Origin of the sequence: Citrobacter sp. RHBSTW-00859 (assembly GCF_013729795.1) — a bacterium.
In the GTDB taxonomy this organism is placed as follows: domain Bacteria; phylum Pseudomonadota; class Gammaproteobacteria; order Enterobacterales; family Enterobacteriaceae; genus Citrobacter; species Citrobacter braakii.
Map to the genome: position 1 here is coordinate 143588 of NZ_CP056285.1, position 17929 is coordinate 161516.

22 protein-coding genes and 2 pseudogenes are annotated in these 17929 nt (G+C 50.1%); 17 read left to right on the top strand and 7 right to left on the bottom strand.

Annotated elements, in window-relative coordinates; translation table 11 throughout:
* Positions 1-11: 11 nt before the first annotated feature.
* Positions 12-467, bottom strand: coding sequence for an Hg(II)-responsive transcriptional regulator (gene merR / locus HV302_RS26725; RefSeq protein ID WP_001166628.1), 456 nt, complete (start codon positions 465-467; stop codon positions 12-14).
* Between the two features lie 71 nt (positions 468-538).
* On the opposite strand from merR, the gene merT reads away from it, so the two are divergent.
* From merT to HV302_RS26775, 10 genes and pseudogenes are all read left to right on the top strand, one after another.
* Entirely contained in the window at positions 539-934 is a 396-nt protein-coding gene (merT, locus tag HV302_RS26730) for a mercuric ion transporter MerT (protein ID WP_001294653.1), read from the top strand.
* Between the two features lie 15 nt (positions 935-949).
* Positions 950-1225 (top strand): mercury resistance system periplasmic binding protein MerP, encoded by a 276-nt coding sequence (merP, locus tag HV302_RS26735; protein ID WP_000732275.1) that lies wholly within the window; start codon positions 950-952, stop codon positions 1223-1225.
* Between the two features lie 27 nt (positions 1226-1252).
* Positions 1253-1678: an organomercurial transporter MerC gene (gene merC / locus HV302_RS26740; protein WP_000522996.1), complete on the top strand. Its 426-nt coding sequence runs from the start codon at positions 1253-1255 to the stop codon at positions 1676-1678.
* A gap of 38 nt (positions 1679-1716) precedes the next feature.
* Entirely contained in the window at positions 1717-3402 is a 1686-nt protein-coding gene (gene merA / locus HV302_RS26745; protein ID WP_000209296.1) for a mercury(II) reductase, read from the top strand.
* Between the two features lie 17 nt (positions 3403-3419).
* Positions 3420-3785 carry a mercury resistance co-regulator MerD gene (gene merD, locus HV302_RS26750; RefSeq protein WP_001277466.1) on the top strand — a complete coding sequence of 122 codons (366 nt, stop codon included), beginning with the start codon at positions 3420-3422 and terminating at the stop codon, positions 3783-3785.
* On the top strand, positions 3782-4018 hold the full coding sequence (gene merE / locus HV302_RS26755) for a broad-spectrum mercury transporter MerE (protein ID WP_001087807.1): 237 nt from the start codon (positions 3782-3784) through the stop codon (positions 4016-4018). Before merD ends, merE begins: the two co-directional genes overlap by 4 nt.
* A gap of 50 nt (positions 4019-4068) precedes the next feature.
* Positions 4069-4296: pseudogene (locus tag HV302_RS26760) on the top strand (DUF3330 domain-containing protein); the annotation flags it as partial.
* A gap of 129 nt (positions 4297-4425) precedes the next feature.
* The gene (locus HV302_RS26765) at positions 4426-4983 is read left to right on the top strand and encodes a recombinase family protein (RefSeq protein ID WP_001162010.1); all 558 of its coding nucleotides are present in this window, start codon (positions 4426-4428) and stop codon (positions 4981-4983) included.
* Between the two features lie 84 nt (positions 4984-5067).
* Positions 5068-5730 (top strand): IS6 family transposase, encoded by a 663-nt coding sequence (locus HV302_RS26770; RefSeq protein ID WP_181627502.1) that lies wholly within the window; start codon positions 5068-5070, stop codon positions 5728-5730.
* Between the two features lie 62 nt (positions 5731-5792).
* A complete protein-coding gene (locus HV302_RS26775; protein ID WP_001067855.1) occupies positions 5793-6497 on the top strand; it encodes an IS6-like element IS26 family transposase in 705 nt (234 codons plus the stop codon).
* Here HV302_RS26775 and HV302_RS26780 read toward each other — a convergent pair.
* Positions 6494-7705 (bottom strand): annotated as a pseudogene (locus HV302_RS26780) (DUF4158 domain-containing protein); the annotation flags it as partial. The gene HV302_RS26775 and the pseudogene HV302_RS26780 overlap by 4 nt on opposite strands.
* Before the next feature lie 63 nt (positions 7706-7768).
* On the opposite strand from HV302_RS26780, the gene HV302_RS26785 reads away from it, so the two are divergent.
* Positions 7769-8473 carry an IS6-like element IS26 family transposase gene (locus tag HV302_RS26785; RefSeq protein ID WP_001067855.1) on the top strand — a complete coding sequence of 235 codons (705 nt, stop codon included), beginning with the start codon at positions 7769-7771 and terminating at the stop codon, positions 8471-8473.
* Between the two features lie 242 nt (positions 8474-8715).
* Here HV302_RS26785 and HV302_RS26790 read toward each other — a convergent pair.
* The 4 genes from HV302_RS26790 to HV302_RS26805 form a co-directional block, all read right to left on the bottom strand.
* Positions 8716-9842 (bottom strand): IS3-like element ISSen4 family transposase gene (locus HV302_RS26790; RefSeq protein ID WP_115168518.1). Its coding sequence is split into 2 segments (ribosomal slippage): positions 8716-9578 and positions 9578-9842, totalling 1128 coding nucleotides; the frame shifts between segments, so codons are not numbered across the junction.
* Between the two features lie 105 nt (positions 9843-9947).
* Positions 9948-10922 (bottom strand): hypothetical protein, encoded by a 975-nt coding sequence (locus HV302_RS26795; RefSeq protein WP_016241600.1) that lies wholly within the window; start codon positions 10920-10922, stop codon positions 9948-9950.
* Between the two features lie 23 nt (positions 10923-10945).
* Positions 10946-12061, bottom strand: a complete 1116-nt coding sequence (locus HV302_RS26800) for a toxic anion resistance protein (RefSeq protein WP_016241599.1) — start codon at positions 12059-12061, stop codon at positions 10946-10948.
* Positions 12062-12067: 6 nt separating this feature from the next.
* The gene (locus tag HV302_RS26805) at positions 12068-12838 is read right to left on the bottom strand and encodes a hypothetical protein (RefSeq protein ID WP_016241598.1); all 771 of its coding nucleotides are present in this window, start codon (positions 12836-12838) and stop codon (positions 12068-12070) included.
* A 170-nt stretch (positions 12839-13008) separates the two neighbouring features.
* On the opposite strand from HV302_RS26805, the gene HV302_RS26810 reads away from it, so the two are divergent.
* The 5 genes from HV302_RS26810 (at position 13009) to HV302_RS26830 (ending at position 16515) form a co-directional block, all read left to right on the top strand.
* Positions 13009-13425: a hypothetical protein gene (locus HV302_RS26810; protein ID WP_016241597.1), complete on the top strand. Its 417-nt coding sequence runs from the start codon at positions 13009-13011 to the stop codon at positions 13423-13425.
* Between the two features lie 4 nt (positions 13426-13429).
* Entirely contained in the window at positions 13430-14158 is a 729-nt protein-coding gene (lepB, locus tag HV302_RS26815; protein WP_007372211.1) for a signal peptidase I, read from the top strand.
* Positions 14159-14164: 6 nt separating this feature from the next.
* Positions 14165-14800, top strand: coding sequence for a hypothetical protein (locus HV302_RS26820; RefSeq protein ID WP_016241596.1), 636 nt, complete (start codon positions 14165-14167; stop codon positions 14798-14800).
* Positions 14797-15105, top strand: coding sequence for a hypothetical protein (locus HV302_RS26825; protein ID WP_016241595.1), 309 nt, complete (start codon positions 14797-14799; stop codon positions 15103-15105). Before HV302_RS26820 ends, HV302_RS26825 begins: the two co-directional genes overlap by 4 nt.
* A gap of 459 nt (positions 15106-15564) precedes the next feature.
* Entirely contained in the window at positions 15565-16515 is a 951-nt protein-coding gene (locus HV302_RS26830; protein ID WP_326928805.1) for a restriction endonuclease, read from the top strand.
* Between the two features lie 37 nt (positions 16516-16552).
* Here the strand turns inward: HV302_RS26830 and HV302_RS26835 are convergent, their stop codons facing one another.
* Entirely contained in the window at positions 16553-17533 is a 981-nt protein-coding gene (locus HV302_RS26835) for an IS5-like element IS5 family transposase (RefSeq protein WP_042934497.1), read from the bottom strand.
* Between the two features lie 241 nt (positions 17534-17774).
* Here HV302_RS26835 and HV302_RS28495 point away from each other — a divergent pair, with 241 nt between their 5' ends.
* Complete coding sequence (locus tag HV302_RS28495) at positions 17775-17843, top strand: hypothetical protein (protein WP_240935396.1); 69 nt, start codon at positions 17775-17777, stop codon at positions 17841-17843.
* Positions 17844-17929: the final 86 nt, after the last annotated feature.

Genomic DNA, 17929 nt, shown 5'->3' on the forward strand with positions numbered 1-17929 from the left:
AATAAAGCACGCTAAGGCGTAGTCACCCCGTGACTCCCCCGCGCCGATGCAGCGAGCTTCGTTCCGTCTTGCAGTGACGCAATCAGCGGGCAGGAAACGTTCCCTTTCCGCGCATGGCAGGCGCACACCAGTTCAGACAGCACGGCCTCCATGCGTGCCAAGTCGGCCATCTTCTCGCGCACATCCTTGAGCTTGTGCTCGGCCAGGCCGCTGGCTTCCTCGCAATGGGTGCCATCCTCCAGCCGCAGTAGCTCGGCGATTTCGTCCAGGCTAAAGCCCAGCCGCTGGGCCGATTTCACGAACCGCACTCGTGTTACATCCGCCTCGCCATAGCGGCGAATGCTGCCATAGGGCTTGTCTGGCTCCGGCAGCAGGCCCTTGCGCTGGTAGAACCGGATGGTCTCCACATTGACCCCGGCCGCCTTGGCAAAAACGCCAATGGTCAGATTCTCAAAATTAATTTGCATATCGCTTGACTCCGTACATAACTACGGAAGTAAGCTTAAGCTATCCAAACCAAATTTGAAAGGACAAGCGTATGTCTGAACCACAAAAGTCTGAACCACAAAAGTCTGAACCACAAAAGTCTGAACCACAAAACGGGCGCGGCGCGCTCTTCGCCGGTGGGCTGGCCGCCATTCTTGCGTCGGCCTGCTGCCTGGGGCCGCTGGTTTTGATCGCCTTGGGGTTCAGCGGGGCATGGATCGGCAACCTGACGGTGCTGGAACCCTATCGCCCGATCTTCATCGGCGCAGCGCTGGTCGCGCTGTTTTTCGCCTGGCGGCGCATCTACCGCCCGGCGCAAGCCTGCAAACCGGGTGAGGTCTGCGCGATTCCCCAAGTGCGAGCTACTTACAAGCTCATTTTCTGGATCGTGGCCGCGCTGGTCCTGGTCTCGCTCGGATTTCCCTACGTCATGCCATTTTTCTATTAATCACAGGAGTTCATCATGAAAAAACTGTTTGCCGCCCTCGCCCTCGCTGCCGTTGTTGCCCCCGTGTGGGCCGCCACCCAGACCGTCACGCTGTCCGTGCCTGGCATGACCTGCGCCTCTTGCCCGATCACTGTCAAGCACGCGCTTTCCAAGGTTGAGGGCGTGAGCAAGACCGACGTAAGTTTCGACAAGCGCCAGGCCGTCGTCACCTTCGACGATGCCAAGACCAACGTCCAGAAGTTGACCAAGGCGACCGAGGACGCGGGCTATCCGTCCAGCCTCAAACGCTGATCCGTTAACCGAACTCGGGAGCGACACATGGGACTCATCACGCGCATCGCTGGCAAAACCGGCGCGCTCGGCAGCGTCGTTTCCGCGATGGGCTGCGCCGCCTGTTTTCCTGCCATCGCCAGCTTTGGCGCGGCCATCGGACTGGGCTTCTTGAGCCAGTACGAGGGGCTATTCATTGGCATCCTGCTGCCGATGTTCGCCGGCATCGCGTTACTCGCCAATGCTATCGCTTGGCTCAATCATCGACAGTGGCGACGCACGGCGCTCGGCACGATAGGCCCGATCTTGGTGCTGGCAGCGGTGTTTTTAATGCGGGCTTACGGCTGGCAGAGCGGTGGACTGCTCTATGTCGGCCTGGCCTTGATGGTTGGGGTGTCGGTCTGGGATTTCATCTCGCCAGCACATCGCCGCTGCGGGCCGGACAGCTGTGAATTGCCAGAACAACGTGGCTGACGGCAACAGCCGTAGCCACCACAGAAAAGGAAAAATACATGACCACCCTGAAAATCACCGGGATGACCTGCGACTCGTGCGCGGCTCACGTCAAGGAAGCCTTGGAGAAAGTGCCCGGCGTGCAATCGGCGCTGGTGTCCTATCCGAAGGGCACAGCGCAACTCGCCATTGAGGCGGGCACGTCATCGGATGCGCTGACTACCGCCGTGGCCGGACTGGGCTACGAGGCAACGCTTGCCGATGCGCCACCGACGGACAACCGCGCCGGCCTGCTCGACAAGATGCGCGGCTGGATAGGGGCCGCTGATAAGCCCAGTGGCAACGAACGCCCGTTGCAGGTCGTCGTCATTGGTAGCGGTGGAGCCGCGATGGCGGCAGCACTGAAGGCCGTCGAGCAAGGCGCGCAGGTCACGCTGATTGAGCGCGGCACCATCGGCGGCACCTGCGTCAACGTCGGTTGTGTGCCGTCCAAGATCATGATCCGCGCCGCCCACATCGCCCATCTGCGCCGGGAAAGCCCATTCGACGGCGGCATGCCACCCACACCGCCGACGATCTTGCGCGAGCGGCTGCTGGCCCAGCAGCAGGCCCGTGTCGAAGAACTCCGTCATGCCAAGTACGAAGGCATCCTGGACGGCAATTCAGCCATCACCGTTCTGCACGGTGAAGCGCGTTTCAAGGACGACCAGAGCCTTATCGTTAGTTTGAACGAGGGTGGCGAGCGCGTCGTGATGTTCGACCGCTGCCTGGTCGCCACGGGTGCCAGCCCGGCGGTCCCGCCGATTCCGGGCTTGAAAGAGTCACCCTACTGGACTTCCACCGAGGCCCTGGCGAGCGACACCATTCCCGAACGCCTTGCCGTAATCGGCTCGTCGGTGGTGGCGCTGGAGCTGGCGCAAGCCTTTGCCCGGCTGGGCAGCAAGGTCACGGCCCTGGCGCGCAATACCTTGTTCTTCCGTGAAGACCCGGCCATCGGCGAGGCGGTGACAGCCGCTTTCCGTGCCGAGGGCATCGAGGTGCTGGAGCACACGCAAGCCAGCCAGGTCGCCCATATGGACGGTGAATTCGTGCTGACCACCACGCACGGTGAATTGCGCGCCGACAAGCTGCTGGTCGCCACCGGCCGGACACCGAACACGCGCAGCCTGGCATTGGAAGCGGCGGGGGTAGCCGTCAATGCGCAGGGGGCCATCGTCATCGACAAGGGCATGCGCACCAGTAGCCCGAACATCTACGCGGCCGGCGACTGCACCGACCAGCCGCAGTTCGTCTATGTGGCGGCAGCGGCCGGCACTCGTGCGGCGATCAACATGACTGGCGGCGATGCGGCCCTGGACCTGACCGCAATGCCGGCCGTGGTGTTCACCGACCCGCAGGTCGCCACCGTGGGCTACAGCGAGGCGGAAGCACATCACGACGGGATCGAGACCGACAGTCGCCTGCTAACACTGGATAACGTGCCGCGTGCGCTTGCCAACTTCGACACACGCGGCTTCATCAAGCTGGTCATCGAGGAAGGTAGCGGACGGCTCATCGGCGTGCAAGCGGTGGCCCCGGAAGCGGGTGAACTGATCCAGACGGCGGTGCTCGCCATTCGCAACCGTATGACCGTGCAGGAACTGGCCGACCAATTGTTCCCCTACCTGACCATGGTCGAAGGGCTGAAGCTCGCGGCGCAGACCTTCAGCAAGGACGTGAAGCAGCTTTCGTGCTGCGCCGGATGAGGAAAAGGAGGTGTTCAATGAGCGCCTACACAGTGTCCCGGCTGGCCCTTGATGCCGGGGTGAGCGTGCATATCGTGCGCGACTACCTGCTGCGCGGATTGCTACGGCCGGTCGCGTACACCACGGGCGGCTACGGCTTGTTCGATGACACCGCGTTGCAACGGCTGCGCTTTGTACGGGCTGCCTTCGAAGCGGGTATCGGCCTGGACGCACTGGCGCGGCTGTGCCGGGCGCTGGATGCTGCGGACGGTGACGGTGCGTCTGCGCAGCTTGCCGTGTTGCGGCAACTCGTCGAGCGTCGGCGCGAGGCCCTGGCCAGCCTCGAAATGCAACTGGCCGCCATGCCAACCGAACCGGCACAGCACGCGGAGAGTCTGCCATGAACAGCCCAGAGCACTTGCCGTCTGAGACGCACAAACCGATCACCGGCTACTTGTGGGGCGCGCTGGCCGTGCTCACCTGTCCCTGCCATTTGCCGATTCTCGCCATTGTGCTAGCCGGCACGACGGCCGGCGCGTTCATCGGGGAGCACTGGGGTATTGCAGCCCTCACGCTGACCGGCTTGTTTGTCCTGTCTGTGACGCGGCTGCTGCGGGCCTTCAAGGGAAGATCATGACCGCTTCCCAGCCAGCCGAGAGTGGGCAGCTTTGAGCTTCGCTACCAATCTGGAGGAGTACCACCATGAACGCAAACGCCCCGAACACTGCCAGTTGCACCACCTGCTGCGTATGCTGCAAAGAAATTCCGCTCGATGCCGCCTTCACCCCGGAAGGCGCGGAATACGTCGAACATTTCTGCGGGCTGGATTGCTATGAACGCTTCCAGGCACGCGCCAAGGCCGCGACAGAATCTGACATTGCACCTGTCCCTGGCGGTTCGCAGCCGTCAGATTGAGGCATACCCTAACCTGATGTCAGATGTTGAGCACAAACAACGTCAGAGTAGGGTATTAATTTATATTTATTGACACATTCAGCCAAGGGTAATAGATTTCATCCTGACATTTTTACCTTTGGAGGCATCTTGCAAGGTCAACGTATCGGCTACGTTCGCGTCAGCAGCTTCGACCAGAATCCTGATCGACAACTGGAACAAATAGAAGTCGGCAAGGTATTCACCGATAAGGCTTCAGGCAAGGACACACAACGTCCCGAACTTGAAAGGCTGCTGGCCTTCGTCCGCGAGGGCGACACCGTGGTGGTGCATAGCATGGACAGGTTGGCACGCAACCTTGATGACCTGCGCCGCATCGTCCAAGGGCTGACACAACGGGGCGTGCGCATGGAGTTCGTCAAAGAAGGGCTAACGTTCACCGGCGAGGACTCACCGATGGCCAATCTGATGCTGTCGGTCATGGGAGCCTTTGCTGAGTTCGAGCGCGCTCTGATCCGCGAACGTCAGCGCGAGGGAATCGTGCTGGCTAAGCAGCGCGGGGCCTACCGGGGACGAAAGAAATCGCTGAACAGCGAACAAATTGCCGAGTTGAAACGGCGAGTTGCGGCAGGCGACCAGAAAACCTTGGTGGCCCGTGACTTCGGCATCAGCCGCGAAACCTTGTACCAGTACCTGCGGGAAGACTGACCATGCCACGCCGCTCAATCCGGCACTGTTGCAAATAGTCGGTGGTGATAAACTTATCATCCCCTTTTGCTGATGGAGCTGCACATGAACCCATTCAAAGGCCGGCATTTTCAGCGTGACATCATTCTGTGGGCCGTACGCTGGTACTGCAAATACGGCATCAGTTACCGTGAGCTGCAGGAGATGCAGGAGATGCTGGCTGAACGCGGAGTGAATGTCGATCACTCCACGATTTACCGCTGGGTTCAGCGTTATGCGCCTGAAATGGAAAAACGGCTGCGCTGGTACTGGCGTAACCCTTCCGATCTTTGCCCGTGGCACATGGATGAAACCTACGTGAAGGTCAATGGCCGCTGGGCGTATCTGTACCGGGCCGTCGACAGCCGGGGCCGCACTGTCGATTTTTATCTCTCCTCCCGTCGTAACAGCAAAGCTGCATACCGGTTTCTGGGTAAAATCCTCAACAACGTGAAGAAGTGGCAGATCCCGCGATTCATCAACACGGATAAAGCGCCCGCCTATGGTCGCGCGCTTGCTCTGCTCAAACGCGAAGGCCGGTGCCCGTCTGACGTTGAACACCGACAGATTAAGTACCGGAACAACGTGATTGAATGCGATCATGGCAAACTGAAACGGATAATCGGCGCCACGCTGGGATTTAAATCCATGAAGACGGCTTACGCCACCATCAAAGGTATTGAGGTGATGCGTGCACTACGCAAAGGCCAGGCCTCAGCATTTTATTAGGCACTGTTGCAAATAGTCGGTGGTGATAAACTTATCATCCCCTTTTGCTGATGGAGCTGCACATGAACCCATTCAAAGGCCGGCATTTTCAGCGTGACATCATTCTGTGGGCCGTACGCTGGTACTGCAAATACGGCATCAGTTACCGTGAGCTGCAGGAGATGCTGGCTGAACGCGGAGTGAATGTCGATCACTCCACGATTTACCGCTGGGTTCAGCGTTATGCGCCTGAAATGGAAAAACGGCTGCGCTGGTACTGGCGTAACCCTTCCGATCTTTGCCCGTGGCACATGGATGAAACCTACGTGAAGGTCAATGGCCGCTGGGCGTATCTGTACCGGGCCGTCGACAGCCGGGGCCGCACTGTCGATTTTTATCTCTCCTCCCGTCGTAACAGCAAAGCTGCATACCGGTTTCTGGGTAAAATCCTCAACAACGTGAAGAAGTGGCAGATCCCGCGATTCATCAACACGGATAAAGCGCCCGCCTATGGTCGCGCGCTTGCTCTGCTCAAACGCGAAGGCCGGTGCCCGTCTGACGTTGAACACCGACAGATTAAGTACCGGAACAACGTGATTGAATGCGATCATGGCAAACTGAAACGGATAATCGGCGCCACGCTGGGATTTAAATCCATGAAGACGGCTTACGCCACCATCAAAGGTATTGAGGTGATGCGTGCACTACGCAAAGGCCAGGCCTCAGCATTTTATTATGGTGATCCCCTGGGCGAAATGCGCCTGGTAAGCAGAGTTTTTGAAATGTAAGGCCTTTGAATAAGACAAAAGGCTGCCTCATCGCTAACTTTGCAACAGTGCCTTTTTGAGCCACTCAGTTCGGCCAGATAATGGATTGCTGACAACGTGAGCTCCCCGGCCGGGGCGGCCTGAAAGTGTAAGTCACGCAACATCGCGGACAGGAAACGCTTCACCCGTCCATATTGTTCCACCATTTCATCCTGAAACTGAGTATCTTGCGGGCGCGCCAGCTCATTTACCTTGCCGACGGATTCAGCCAGTTTGTCCTTTGGTATGCGGCGAAAAATAGCCTGCCGCAGAGCTGCTTCATCGGTGTTCTCATCAAGTAATAACGTGCATGCCCGTGCCAGTAATAGCGGGGCACGATCAAGATCTTTCAGGGTCCTGAGCCGCTTTTTCTGCCCGATATTTTTTGCAGAACGCGTGATATCCAGAATAAGCATATCCAGCACATCCACGGCCTCGTCAAGCGCCGAAATTTCCTGTGCTTTCACAAACGCAGTAAGCACGGCCAGTCGCCGTTCGTCAGGCATTCTTGAAATGTATTTCACCGAAGCCATTCCGGCATAACGGGCCAAATTCCGCAGCTGGATGGCAGGCAGACCGGAGAAATTCAACCGGGAAAACTCCATGCTACGCAGTCGGGTATATCGCTCCAGGGCGTCTGTAAATGACGGCCCACTGATAGTGACAGGACCTTTTCGCATCTCCTCCAGCACCGATATACGCTGCCCTTCAGGTATTTCAAGTAAACCGTCCAGTTGTGTTTTCTGCCAGCTGTCAGGCAACAAAGCCAGCCTTCGCCATAATCGTCGACTTGCCCGTTCGCGTACTTCGCCAATCAGCCTTGTCAGAGTCGAGGCTGCGGGTAGCAGGATCTTATTTTGCAGCAACCATGCGGTAGCAAAATCAAACAGCAGACCTGGACGCTCATTGCTGAGCCAGGCGCGAGTATAGAGCAAACGCTTCAGTCTGAATGTCCAGGGGAAATCACCAAAATCATGATAATCATAATAGAGCTTGATAAGCCCCTGATGCTCCCAGCGGGTATTTTCTCTTTCAGCATACCGGGAAAGGATCTCTGGTCGGCTGATGTTCAACTGTGCCGCAATGTAAAAACGGATGAATGAGGGAATTTGAAGGGGATCAGGAAGAAACGTTCCCAGAAAGCGCGCCGTAGTCAGCTGAAGTGCAATCCCCAGCCGGTTATGTTTTCCGGCACTGTTGCAAATAGTCGGTGGTGATAAACTTATCATCCCCTTTTGCTGATGGAGCTGCACATGAACCCATTCAAAGGCCGGCATTTTCAGCGTGACATCATTCTGTGGGCCGTACGCTGGTACTGCAAATACGGCATCAGTTACCGTGAGCTGCAGGAGATGCTGGCTGAACGCGGAGTGAATGTCGATCACTCCACGATTTACCGCTGGGTTCAGCGTTATGCGCCTGAAATGGAAAAACGGCTGCGCTGGTACTGGCGTAACCCTTCCGATCTTTGCCCGTGGCACATGGATGAAACCTACGTGAAGGTCAATGGCCGCTGGGCGTATCTGTACCGGGCCGTCGACAGCCGGGGCCGCACTGTCGATTTTTATCTCTCCTCCCGTCGTAACAGCAAAGCTGCATACCGGTTTCTGGGTAAAATCCTCAACAACGTGAAGAAGTGGCAGATCCCGCGATTCATCAACACGGATAAAGCGCCCGCCTATGGTCGCGCGCTTGCTCTGCTCAAACGCGAAGGCCGGTGCCCGTCTGACGTTGAACACCGACAGATTAAGTACCGGAACAACGTGATTGAATGCGATCATGGCAAACTGAAACGGATAATCGGCGCCACGCTGGGATTTAAATCCATGAAGACGGCTTACGCCACCATCAAAGGTATTGAGGTGATGCGTGCACTACGCAAAGGCCAGGCCTCAGCATTTTATTATGGTGATCCCCTGGGCGAAATGCGCCTGGTAAGCAGAGTTTTTGAAATGTAAGGCCTTTGAATAAGACAAAAGGCTGCCTCATCGCTAACTTTGCAACAGTGCCTTCCTGAATACTCCAAGCTCATTAATCAAGGTATCGTGCCTGAAAAACTAAGTACGGGGGCTATTCACTTCCACGAAACGGCAAAGAGCGACATTGCTCAAGCCTGTTGTGAGTTGTATCAGCAATCACCTGAAAATAGTCGCGTCATGGCACCGACCAAGTGACCTGCCCCCACGATTAGATACAACACTCAGTTAGTAACGTCGGAATCTTCATTCTCAGAATGACCCTTTCTCCAGCCCGCTGCAAATTCAGACGGTGTCTGATAATTCAGCGTGGAGTGCGGGCGGCATTCGTTATAATCCTGCCGCCAGTCATTAATAATTTTCCTGGCATGAACGATATCGCTGAACCAGTGCTCATTCAAACATTCATCGCGAAATCGTCCGTTAAAGCTCTCAATAAATCCGTTCTGCGTTGGCTTGCCCGGCTGGATTAAGCGCAACTCAACACCATGCTCAAAGGCCCATTGATCCAGTGCACGGCAAGTGAACTCCGGCCCCTGGTCAGTTCTTATCGTCGCCGGATAGCCTCGAAACAGTGCAATGCTGTCCAGAATACGCGTGACCTGAACGCCTGAAATCCCAAAGGCAACAGTGACCGTCAGGCATTCCTTTGTGAAATCATCGACGCAGGTAAGACACTTGATCCTGCGACCGGTGGAAAGTGCGTCCATGACGAAATCCATCGACCAGGTCAGATTGGGCGCCGCCGGACGGAGCAGCGGCAGACGTTCTGTTGCCAGCCCTTTACGACGTCTTCTGCGTTTTACGCCCAGGCCACTGAGGTGATAAAGCCGGTACACGCGCTTATGATTAACATGAAGCCCTTCACGGCGCAGCAACTGCCAAATACGACGGTAGCCAAAACGCCTGCGCTCCAGTGCCAGCTCAGTGATGCGCCCTGATAAATGCGCATCAGCAGCCGGACGGTGAGCCTCATAGCGGCAGGTCGACAGGGATAAACCTGTAAGCCTGCAGGCACGACGTTGCGACAGACCGGTCGCATCACACATCAACATCACGGCTTCCCGCTTCTGGTCTGTCGTCAGTACTTTCGCCCAAGAGCCACCTGAAGCGCCTCTTTATCCAGCATGGCTTCGGCAAGCAGCTTCTTGAGTCTGGCGTTCTCTTCCTCAAGCGACTTCAGGCGCTTAACTTCAGGCACCTCCATACCGCCATACTTCTTACGCCAGGTGTAAAACGTGGCATCGGAAATGGCATGCTTGCGGCAGAGTTCACGGGCGGGTACCCCAGCTTCGGCTTCGGCTTCGCGGAGAATACTGATGATCTGTTCGTCGGAAAAACGCTTCTTCATGGGGATGTCCTCATGTGGCTTATGAAGACATTACTAACATCGGGGTGTACTAATCAACGGGGAGCAGGTCAGTTTTTACTATATACTCCGCAGGGGCGTTTTATTTTATTTCGACAGATATTTAATATTAGACTCTATCAAATAAGTAAGCCTACGGCCATTTCTAACCGTCAGCAGTATAATCACCACAAAAATTACGGCAAGTATAAAAAATATTAGAGCAGTACTTTTTATAATATATTTAATATAATTGGATTTAAGATCATTTCCCGACTTCCAAGCAGAAAGAGGATTTGAAGCAAGCGCACCAGACTTGTAACCAATGTCATAAATATGGTAATCAATAGCTTTATAAAGTTGTGAATCAAACAGTGTGTTTTTGTCTTTGACACTATCCTCTTTATATTCAGGCATTAACAAAACCAAGTTTCCAAGATGATTTTTATAATTGCTATCAGATACTTTTTCAGCAGTAATTATTACACCTCTGAGTAACAGGCCATCGATATCTCCCAGTTTTTTTGCAGTAGCTGGTTTAGGATCTGCAAGTGCTTTTTCAACTGACTTTCTTAGTAAACTCCCTCTGTCTCCATAGATTTCATACAAAGAGTCCAAGTCTCCAGTTTTCATAGCAGTACTTATTTTGTCGGTATTGTATTTATAATTATGAGGCTCATCACCAAATGCAGCAATAAATAAATTAAACCCTACAAACAATACTATGCAACTTGTCATTATCTCAAGTTGTAAACCATTCCCATTAATAATTGCCCCTAGTATTACAATCAATATACATACACCCACACCAACTCTTCCATATATGGAAATAAATGATCCTATCGTATCAAAAGCATTTTCAGGAACTAACTCATTGGAGCGTAGAATGTTGAATATATCGTCAGAAACCTGTTTGACTTGCTCATCTACTGGCATGTCTGATGGAATACAAAACCATAATATTAGAAATATAATAGCGAAGATTAGAGATATAGCTAAGGTAAAATATATAGCTCTATCACGCTTCCGTCTAATAGCATTCTCAACATCATCATATGGATTACTTTGTCTGATTCTAGCCATAGCACATCCTCTAAATTTAACTATTATTTGGAAGACAGTTCTTTTGCTACCATAAAACGCTTCTCCTTCCATTGCGCTGCGCGAGCTTCAAGCTGGGTATGTTGCGTCTTGGCTCGGTCGTGGATTTTTTTAATTTCTCGACCGGCCTCATTGATCTGGTTTGATATGTAATCAATTGTCTCAACATCATATACAGTACGATTAGCTGTTTTGGCTACACGAATACTGCTCTCTTTTACTAACAAAGCTTGACGTCTGGCTTGTTGATTTACAGAATCACCAATTGCCTGAATCAGTAATGAGCTTTTATCACTCCTTTCGGCCTGGTCAATAATAAGATGGCTGCGTTTAGAAGATGGTATCGTTACTTTAATAATAGTTTCAAACTGGTCTACCATCGAGAGGTTATTGAACTTCATCATTTTCATCATCTTTAGGTCTTCAAATGCCTTTTGTTGTTCCGTGATCATGTCATTTCGACGTTTTGTTATGAGGGCGATTTGATGTTCAATATTCATTGCTTCCATGCTCAGCATGGTATTATCAGGCTGATTTTTTAGTTCCTTACGAATAGAAGCCTGAACTGTTTGTAACTTCTCCAGAATGTAATAGGCAGCTACAATGTTAACCCCTGTATTTTTTACACTAGTTAAAGCTTGGTCATACATTCCATCAATATTTTTATTCATTTCAAACAACCCCTCCGATATGCTTTCGATATCCGAGGTTAAAATATCGATTTGTCCTTTAACTAAATCAAATCTTGACATTGCACTAAAATGAAGACCGATGGCTTTCATTATGAAAGGCCCAACATACGGTATCCGTGACAGTTTCTTTTGAAGATAACTTGGTTCGACTGCATTACTGACTTCACGAGCCAGTGCAACAATCTCATTCAGAGTCTCTCCCTTCTTGCCCTGAGATGATGAGCTGACGCTGAGAAGGAGGTTATCAAGATAATTAATATCAGTAGTGTCCTCCAATCGTCCAAAGTTATGCGCGGCATCAATATCACCAATCTGGAAAGATCTGACTGCATCTTTTATTGATGATTCCATACTTACATCAACAGCATATTTATCAAATTCCTTAGCCACTTTGACATCTAATATATCAATACTATTTATGATCTTCATGTTATCTCACCTTATGTTCTTATTTAATTTATTGACCAGCTTCTTGAATTTTTCATGAGCCACTTCATCAATACCACTACAAACACCACTGGCGTTGATGTTCTTAGCCTGCCCTTCCCACATAGGTAATAAATTATCTTTAATATCTCGAAGGCTATCTTTTACATCGACAGCTGTTTCATAGCTCATTTGTGCTTGAACCTGACTTAGTTTTAAACCAACAAGAACTCCCTGAAAGTTATTAACTCTTATCCGTAGCCTGTTAATTGCCATATATTCATTGCTTGTGACACTATAGTCACACTCGTTCTTATTTTTCAGATATGACTCAACAACATCTATGAAAACCTCTAGCTGATGAATATCTTGCGCATAGATTGCCTCCAAACCCTTCGTGATTTCAGCATGAGCGGTTAGCATTTTGAAATGATCAGGTATCCGTTCGCATAGTTTCATAACTACTTTGTTATAAATATCTAGCTGGGCTTTCCGTAAGATTTCGGAACCTGTTAAATGATCGAACATCCGACGAAAAAGATTCTTTTTTCCCTTTGAGAAATTGACTTCCGCTTTTGTCATTGCGTCTATGAGATGGTAAATTTCATCTAAGAGCGACTTTTCAATATCACTCATCTTAACTGCTTCATCAATTGACATTTCATGCCCATTGATGTTGAGGACACATTTTTGATTTGAAATAAGCTCTGGCCCAAATCTATCGTAACTTAATGGGTCTTTAACAAAGGCTTCAACCATCTTAGTGGCATCACTGCTCATTTCAATTCTCCACAAATTTCGATAGAAAAAATTTACCATGTTCTCTTAAACTATCGAAATTCCTGACCATATAATGTCCGTTTTTCGGGGTCGTTTTGCGTTCAAAAAAAGTCGGAGAAAATTTGTCTGTCTATAAGATGGTGTAAACAAGTATAACTATGGTGGATTTCATGGTTAAATTTATACCCATTATGGTGGTAGCGGGCAGAACGCAGGCCAACTCTATTGCCAGGTTTCTACTGGATTCAGTGCTGGTGTGGTCATTATTGTGCTGGCTCAATACAATTATTCCATTCTATGTGCCGTTGGTAATAACCATTACAACATGCACAATTTATGCACGAGTTGGTTATAAAGTATTTTTCAAGCCGTTAACCTTCATGAAAACTAGAAGTTTTTATGTCGATGCTGAAAAACCAACAGTTCAACTCAATTACACATTAGCTGGTGGGCAGGCGAACCAATTTTTCACTTTAGCCCAAAAAACCACCAGCATCCATTTTGTTTACCTTTTCACCTGTCTCGTATACCTGTTTTTGGGTAAATCGCTCTCTAATTACGCAAAAAATATTAAGCGTGGTATATAACTCCATGAAACCGTTAATTATTGTTTTTATCATCTCTGCACTTTACCTCTCTTATCAGCTGATAAGGTCTCGTCGTCCAAAACATTGGTTGATAGTTTCCTCCTCATTGTCGCTTGCGGTTATTGTGTCCTTTCAGTTTCTCGGCGGTGTATTCCTGATCCCGACAGAATCCATGTACCCAACTATAAAACCTGGAGACTTGGTTATCGCTCAGCGTGTAGGTGGTTTATTCGATCATCGCGCTATTAGGCGTGGGGACGTACTCGTTTTTAACGCCCCTTCTGTTCCCGGCGTTTACTATGTCAAACGCGTATTAGGTATTCCTGGCGATACCGTCACATACAACGAAGAGAAAATCTTCTCGATAAACGGTAAACAAAACGGAAACCAGATTAAAAAAGATGGTTTTACTACTCAATACCAGGCAGATACCGACACTGCCGGTCAAAGTTATATCTTCCAGACAGATAACCGTATCGGCTACGTGAAAACGGGTAAGAAATGGATCATTCCCGAAGGATACTACTTTATGGCCGGTGATAACCGAGACCATTCGCTTGATTCCCGTTACTGGGACAATCCCCCTGGCACACCTAGGAACCTCAGAGGTCTCATTCCCCATGATAGTCTCGTAGGGCGAGTAAATTTCAGGATCGTCAATTTAGGCTTTCTGGCGCGTGGGGATTCAGGTGACCGTTCCATTAAACAACGACAGCAGCCGCATCAAAGGTAATCAGTCATGATGATCGAAACCTTTTACAAAACCAATAATGTGGAGGTCAGAAGCACTTACGAGGAGGTACTATCTGCCTACCAATTGTGGTTCAGGTTAACAAACCAGCTCTGTAACGATGAAGGATTCGAAGGTTTTACTGCTCATGATTTTTGTGTGCCTGATTTGTTTCTGCGATCAGTCGAATGCCATATCCAACGTGTGTCTGGTTTCCGTCAATTCAAAGAGCAATGCTTAATTAGCCCCGACAATACTATTCCTTTTGCCCTAAGAACAGACCATGAACATGGCTCTGCGCTATTCAATAGGTTTAATGATATATCGAAGTCTGCACTGACATCGCTGGGTATCGATCCAATACGCTTTGGTAACCCACCATTTGGTTTTGCGAAGGCTGTATTTTCGATTCTGAAAATTCACCATGAAGCAAAATTAAATGGATTAGTTGGGTACAGCCAGTTGTGGGCACTTGAAAACCAGTTCGACGAAATCCTGTTTGTTTGTTCTCTACCCGTAGCAGGCTGCGGGAGAATTCCATTTTATGAGGCTCCAGCCATCCCTCCTTACTGGATACCCATCACGGGAACTGAAGCCATCGACCTCTTTAATACCCACAACACCAAAATGAGGAAGAGAGAATGAAATCTATCACGACTGTTCTTTTATGCTTCCTTATCCTGGGTTGTGGAAGTCGGGATAAATTACCAATTCCCGCAACCAAGGCAATAAACGCGCTTCCAGATGCGATGGCAACCCTTTCTAATGCTGGTCTCTGGAATGAAAATGAACTTTCTGGCGCTGAATTCCTTGAAAACAGTGACAGAAGTATGATAGTTGCGAACTTAACGAGCGTTCCATGCAGAATGGTGTTCAGTTACGTCAAGACTTCAAATCATCCTTATTGGATGCCGAGCCAAATTGCTTGTGAGGGAGATGAGAATGATTAACTAGATACACTGATATGCTTCGTCAATCGCTACACGGTGGTATTCTGTTATACAGGCCTGTAAAGTGTATGAGGAAACCATGAACTCTCTACTCCAGCGTGTTGTGATTTACGCCATTGTGATTCTGATATGTAGCGTTTATTGCGTTCTGTACTTTGTGCCGCTCACTTCCATAAAGACGATCAACGCCATAGGCATTGCAAACTTAGTGGTACTGGCGTTACTCACATGGTTGTTAGTAAGACCACGGTTGTTCCAATTGTGGGGTGGGTATCTTGTACTGTCAGCAATTTATTTAGGTGCGATTTACCCTGATTTTCCATATGTTGAAGAAATCATCGTTTATACATTTGCCCTGATTTGTTTATCAGTCATGTTTTACGATGTATTCATTGATAACTGTAATGGGATACTGAGGCGCACCTTTCTTAGAATTAATTCTGAATGAATGGTGACCATATGGTTTTTAGAAAATTGGCAGCAAAAGGAATGTCCCGATGCGCCAAATTCCAGTGGTGCTTTTTCCTGCTAGCGTCATTAGCTTTATTCTTTCTACATGATGGCCCGTTGGTCATTGCGGGCCTCTTTATTACACAATTGTCTCTCCAGATGTCGATGACCCGTACAGGAAAGGAAGTCTTCGGCGTTATTTTTAATATCCAGTCATGGAGAAACAGTGGTGCTAGCCAGCAAACCTATTTTTTCCGGTGGTATATCGGCTTCCCGATTTCCTGCTTGCTATATATTCTTTCTCTTACTAATTATGTGTACGTTCCAGGCGATTTGTATTATCAGTTTATTGCAAGCAGTACTGATGACCTAGCACTCGTAATGAATCGTTTTGCTGTAGGCGTGAGTAACATACTCCCTGAAATCCTTCGAGGCGCATCTCTAACCCTTTCGATGATGATGTTTGTCGCAACATTGCTAAAAAATGTACAACTTGCTGAAGTACGTCGAATTTACTCCTCCATTCAGGATGGAAATGATTCCCAGAAAATTCTCTCGAATATGACATGGGAGCAATTCGAAAAGATTATAAGACTGCATTTCGAACTCAATGGCTACAAAGCAACTCTGACTAATACAGGAGCTGACGGCGGAGTCGACATTCTGCTGCAAAAAGATGGTCGCCGCGAAATGGTACAGTGCAAATTATGGAAAACCAGCAAAGTAGGAGTCTCGGTAGTCCGCGAAATTTACGGTGTAGTGCAAGCCAATGCATATGAGCGGGGTTATATCATCACCTCTGGGTTCTTTACTCAGGATGCATGGGAATTCGCTCTTAGCGCAAATGTTAAGGAAGGTGCGAATAAGCGGGGAAATTCTTCTCGGCTGACTCAGTCATTTCATTTCTTCATGTTTGAGCCGATTTTTTCTCCCGTAAATGCCTTGAATCAGCCTATTTAGACCGTTTCTTCGCCATTTAAGGCGTTATCCCCAGTTTTTAGTGAGATCTCTCCCACTGACGTATCATTTGGTCCGCCCGAAACAGGTTGGCCAGCGTGAATAACATCGCCAGTTGGTTATCGTTTTTCAGCAACCCCTTGTATCTGGCTTTCACGAAGCCGAACTGTCGCTTGATGATGCGAAATGGGTGCTCCACCTTGGCCCGGATGCTGGCTTTCATGTATTCGATGTTGATGGCCGTTTTGTTCTTGCGTGGATGCTGTTTCAAGGTTCTTACCTTGCCGGGGCGCTCGGCGATCAGCCAGTCCACATCCACCTCGGCCAGCTCCTCGCGCTGTGGCGCCCCTTGGTAGCCGGCATCGGCTGAGACAAATTGCTCCTCTCCATGCAGCAGATTACCCAGCTGATTGAGGTCATGCTCGTTGGCCGCGGTGGTGACTAGGCTGTGGGTCAGGCCACTCTTGGCATCGACACCAATGTGGGCCTTCATGCCAAAGTGCCACTGATTGCCTTTCTTGGTCTGATGCATCTCCGGATCGCGTTGCTGCTCTTTGTTCTTGGTCGAGCTGGGTGCCTCAATGATGGTGGCATCGACCAAGGTGCCTTGAGTCATCATGACGCCTGCTTCGGCCAGCCAGCGATTGATGGTCTTGAACAATTGGCGGGCCAGTTGATGCTGCTCCAGCAGGTGGCGGAAATTCATGATGGTGGTGCGGTCAGGCAAGGCGCTATCCAGGGATAACCGGGCAAACCGACGCATGGAGGCGATTTCGTACAGAGCATCTTCCATCGCGCCATCGCTCAGGTTGTACCAATGCTGCATGCAGTGAATGCGTAGCATGGTTTCCAGCGGATAAGGTCGCCGGCCATTACCAGCCTTGGGGTAAAACGGCTCGATGACTTCCACCATGTTTTGCCATGGCAGAATCTGCTCCATACGGGACAAGAAAATCTCTTTTCTGGTCTGACGGCGCTTACTGCTGAATTCACTGTCGGCGAAGGTAAGTTGATGACTCATGATGAACCCTGTTCCATGGCTCCAGATGACAAACATGATCTCATATCAGGGACTTGTTCGCACCTTCCTTAAAGGAACATTATCGCTTATCGATGGTTCCAGACTTCTGAAAATAATCAAGGATAAAGAAATCCCCCCGCCTGCCACTGAGATAATAAATGTTGGTCCAGGTGAGAATCAAATATACGATCTTAATGTCATACCTAGCTGTCCCCGTTGCCATAGCAAAATGGTTAGAAGAATGTCGAATGGAAATTATTTCTATGGTTGCTCGGCTTACCCAATTTGTAAAGGAACCCGTAACCTCTAGAAATCTATTTTCAAGAAAACCATCTCATTTTGCGGTCGTTTTCAGGCCGCAAAATTTCGAGAGCTACCTCCCTCAAGATATAATCC

What these genes read in the sequence shown, in the direction of transcription:
- merR (WP_001166628.1), bottom strand. Translation starts at nt 467, where the DNA reads ATGCAAATTAATTTTGAGAATCTGACCATTGGCGTTTTTGCCAAGGCG.
- HV302_RS26775 (WP_001067855.1), top strand. Translation starts at nt 5,793, where the DNA reads ATGAACCCATTCAAAGGCCGGCATTTTCAGCGTGACATCATTCTGTGG.
- HV302_RS26770 (WP_181627502.1), top strand. Translation starts at nt 5,068, where the DNA reads ATGAACCCATTCAAAGGCCGGCATTTTCAGCGTGACATCATTCTGTGG.
- merA (WP_000209296.1), top strand. Translation starts at nt 1,717, where the DNA reads ATGACCACCCTGAAAATCACCGGGATGACCTGCGACTCGTGCGCGGCT.
- HV302_RS26810 (WP_016241597.1), top strand. Translation starts at nt 13,009, where the DNA reads ATGGTTAAATTTATACCCATTATGGTGGTAGCGGGCAGAACGCAGGCC.
- lepB (WP_007372211.1), top strand. Translation starts at nt 13,430, where the DNA reads ATGAAACCGTTAATTATTGTTTTTATCATCTCTGCACTTTACCTCTCT.
- HV302_RS26800 (WP_016241599.1), bottom strand. Translation starts at nt 12,061, where the DNA reads ATGAAGATCATAAATAGTATTGATATATTAGATGTCAAAGTGGCTAAG.
- merE (WP_001087807.1), top strand. Translation starts at nt 3,782, where the DNA reads ATGAACAGCCCAGAGCACTTGCCGTCTGAGACGCACAAACCGATCACC.
- HV302_RS26805 (WP_016241598.1), bottom strand. Translation starts at nt 12,838, where the DNA reads ATGAGCAGTGATGCCACTAAGATGGTTGAAGCCTTTGTTAAAGACCCA.
- merC (WP_000522996.1), top strand. Translation starts at nt 1,253, where the DNA reads ATGGGACTCATCACGCGCATCGCTGGCAAAACCGGCGCGCTCGGCAGC.
- HV302_RS26795 (WP_016241600.1), bottom strand. Translation starts at nt 10,922, where the DNA reads ATGGCTAGAATCAGACAAAGTAATCCATATGATGATGTTGAGAATGCT.
- HV302_RS26835 (WP_042934497.1), bottom strand. Translation starts at nt 17,533, where the DNA reads ATGAGTCATCAACTTACCTTCGCCGACAGTGAATTCAGCAGTAAGCGC.
- merP (WP_000732275.1), top strand. Translation starts at nt 950, where the DNA reads ATGAAAAAACTGTTTGCCGCCCTCGCCCTCGCTGCCGTTGTTGCCCCC.
- HV302_RS26785 (WP_001067855.1), top strand. Translation starts at nt 7,769, where the DNA reads ATGAACCCATTCAAAGGCCGGCATTTTCAGCGTGACATCATTCTGTGG.
- HV302_RS26820 (WP_016241596.1), top strand. Translation starts at nt 14,165, where the DNA reads ATGATGATCGAAACCTTTTACAAAACCAATAATGTGGAGGTCAGAAGC.
- merD (WP_001277466.1), top strand. Translation starts at nt 3,420, where the DNA reads ATGAGCGCCTACACAGTGTCCCGGCTGGCCCTTGATGCCGGGGTGAGC.
- HV302_RS26825 (WP_016241595.1), top strand. Translation starts at nt 14,797, where the DNA reads ATGAAATCTATCACGACTGTTCTTTTATGCTTCCTTATCCTGGGTTGT.
- merT (WP_001294653.1), top strand. Translation starts at nt 539, where the DNA reads ATGTCTGAACCACAAAAGTCTGAACCACAAAAGTCTGAACCACAAAAG.
- HV302_RS26830 (WP_326928805.1), top strand. Translation starts at nt 15,565, where the DNA reads ATGGTTTTTAGAAAATTGGCAGCAAAAGGAATGTCCCGATGCGCCAAA.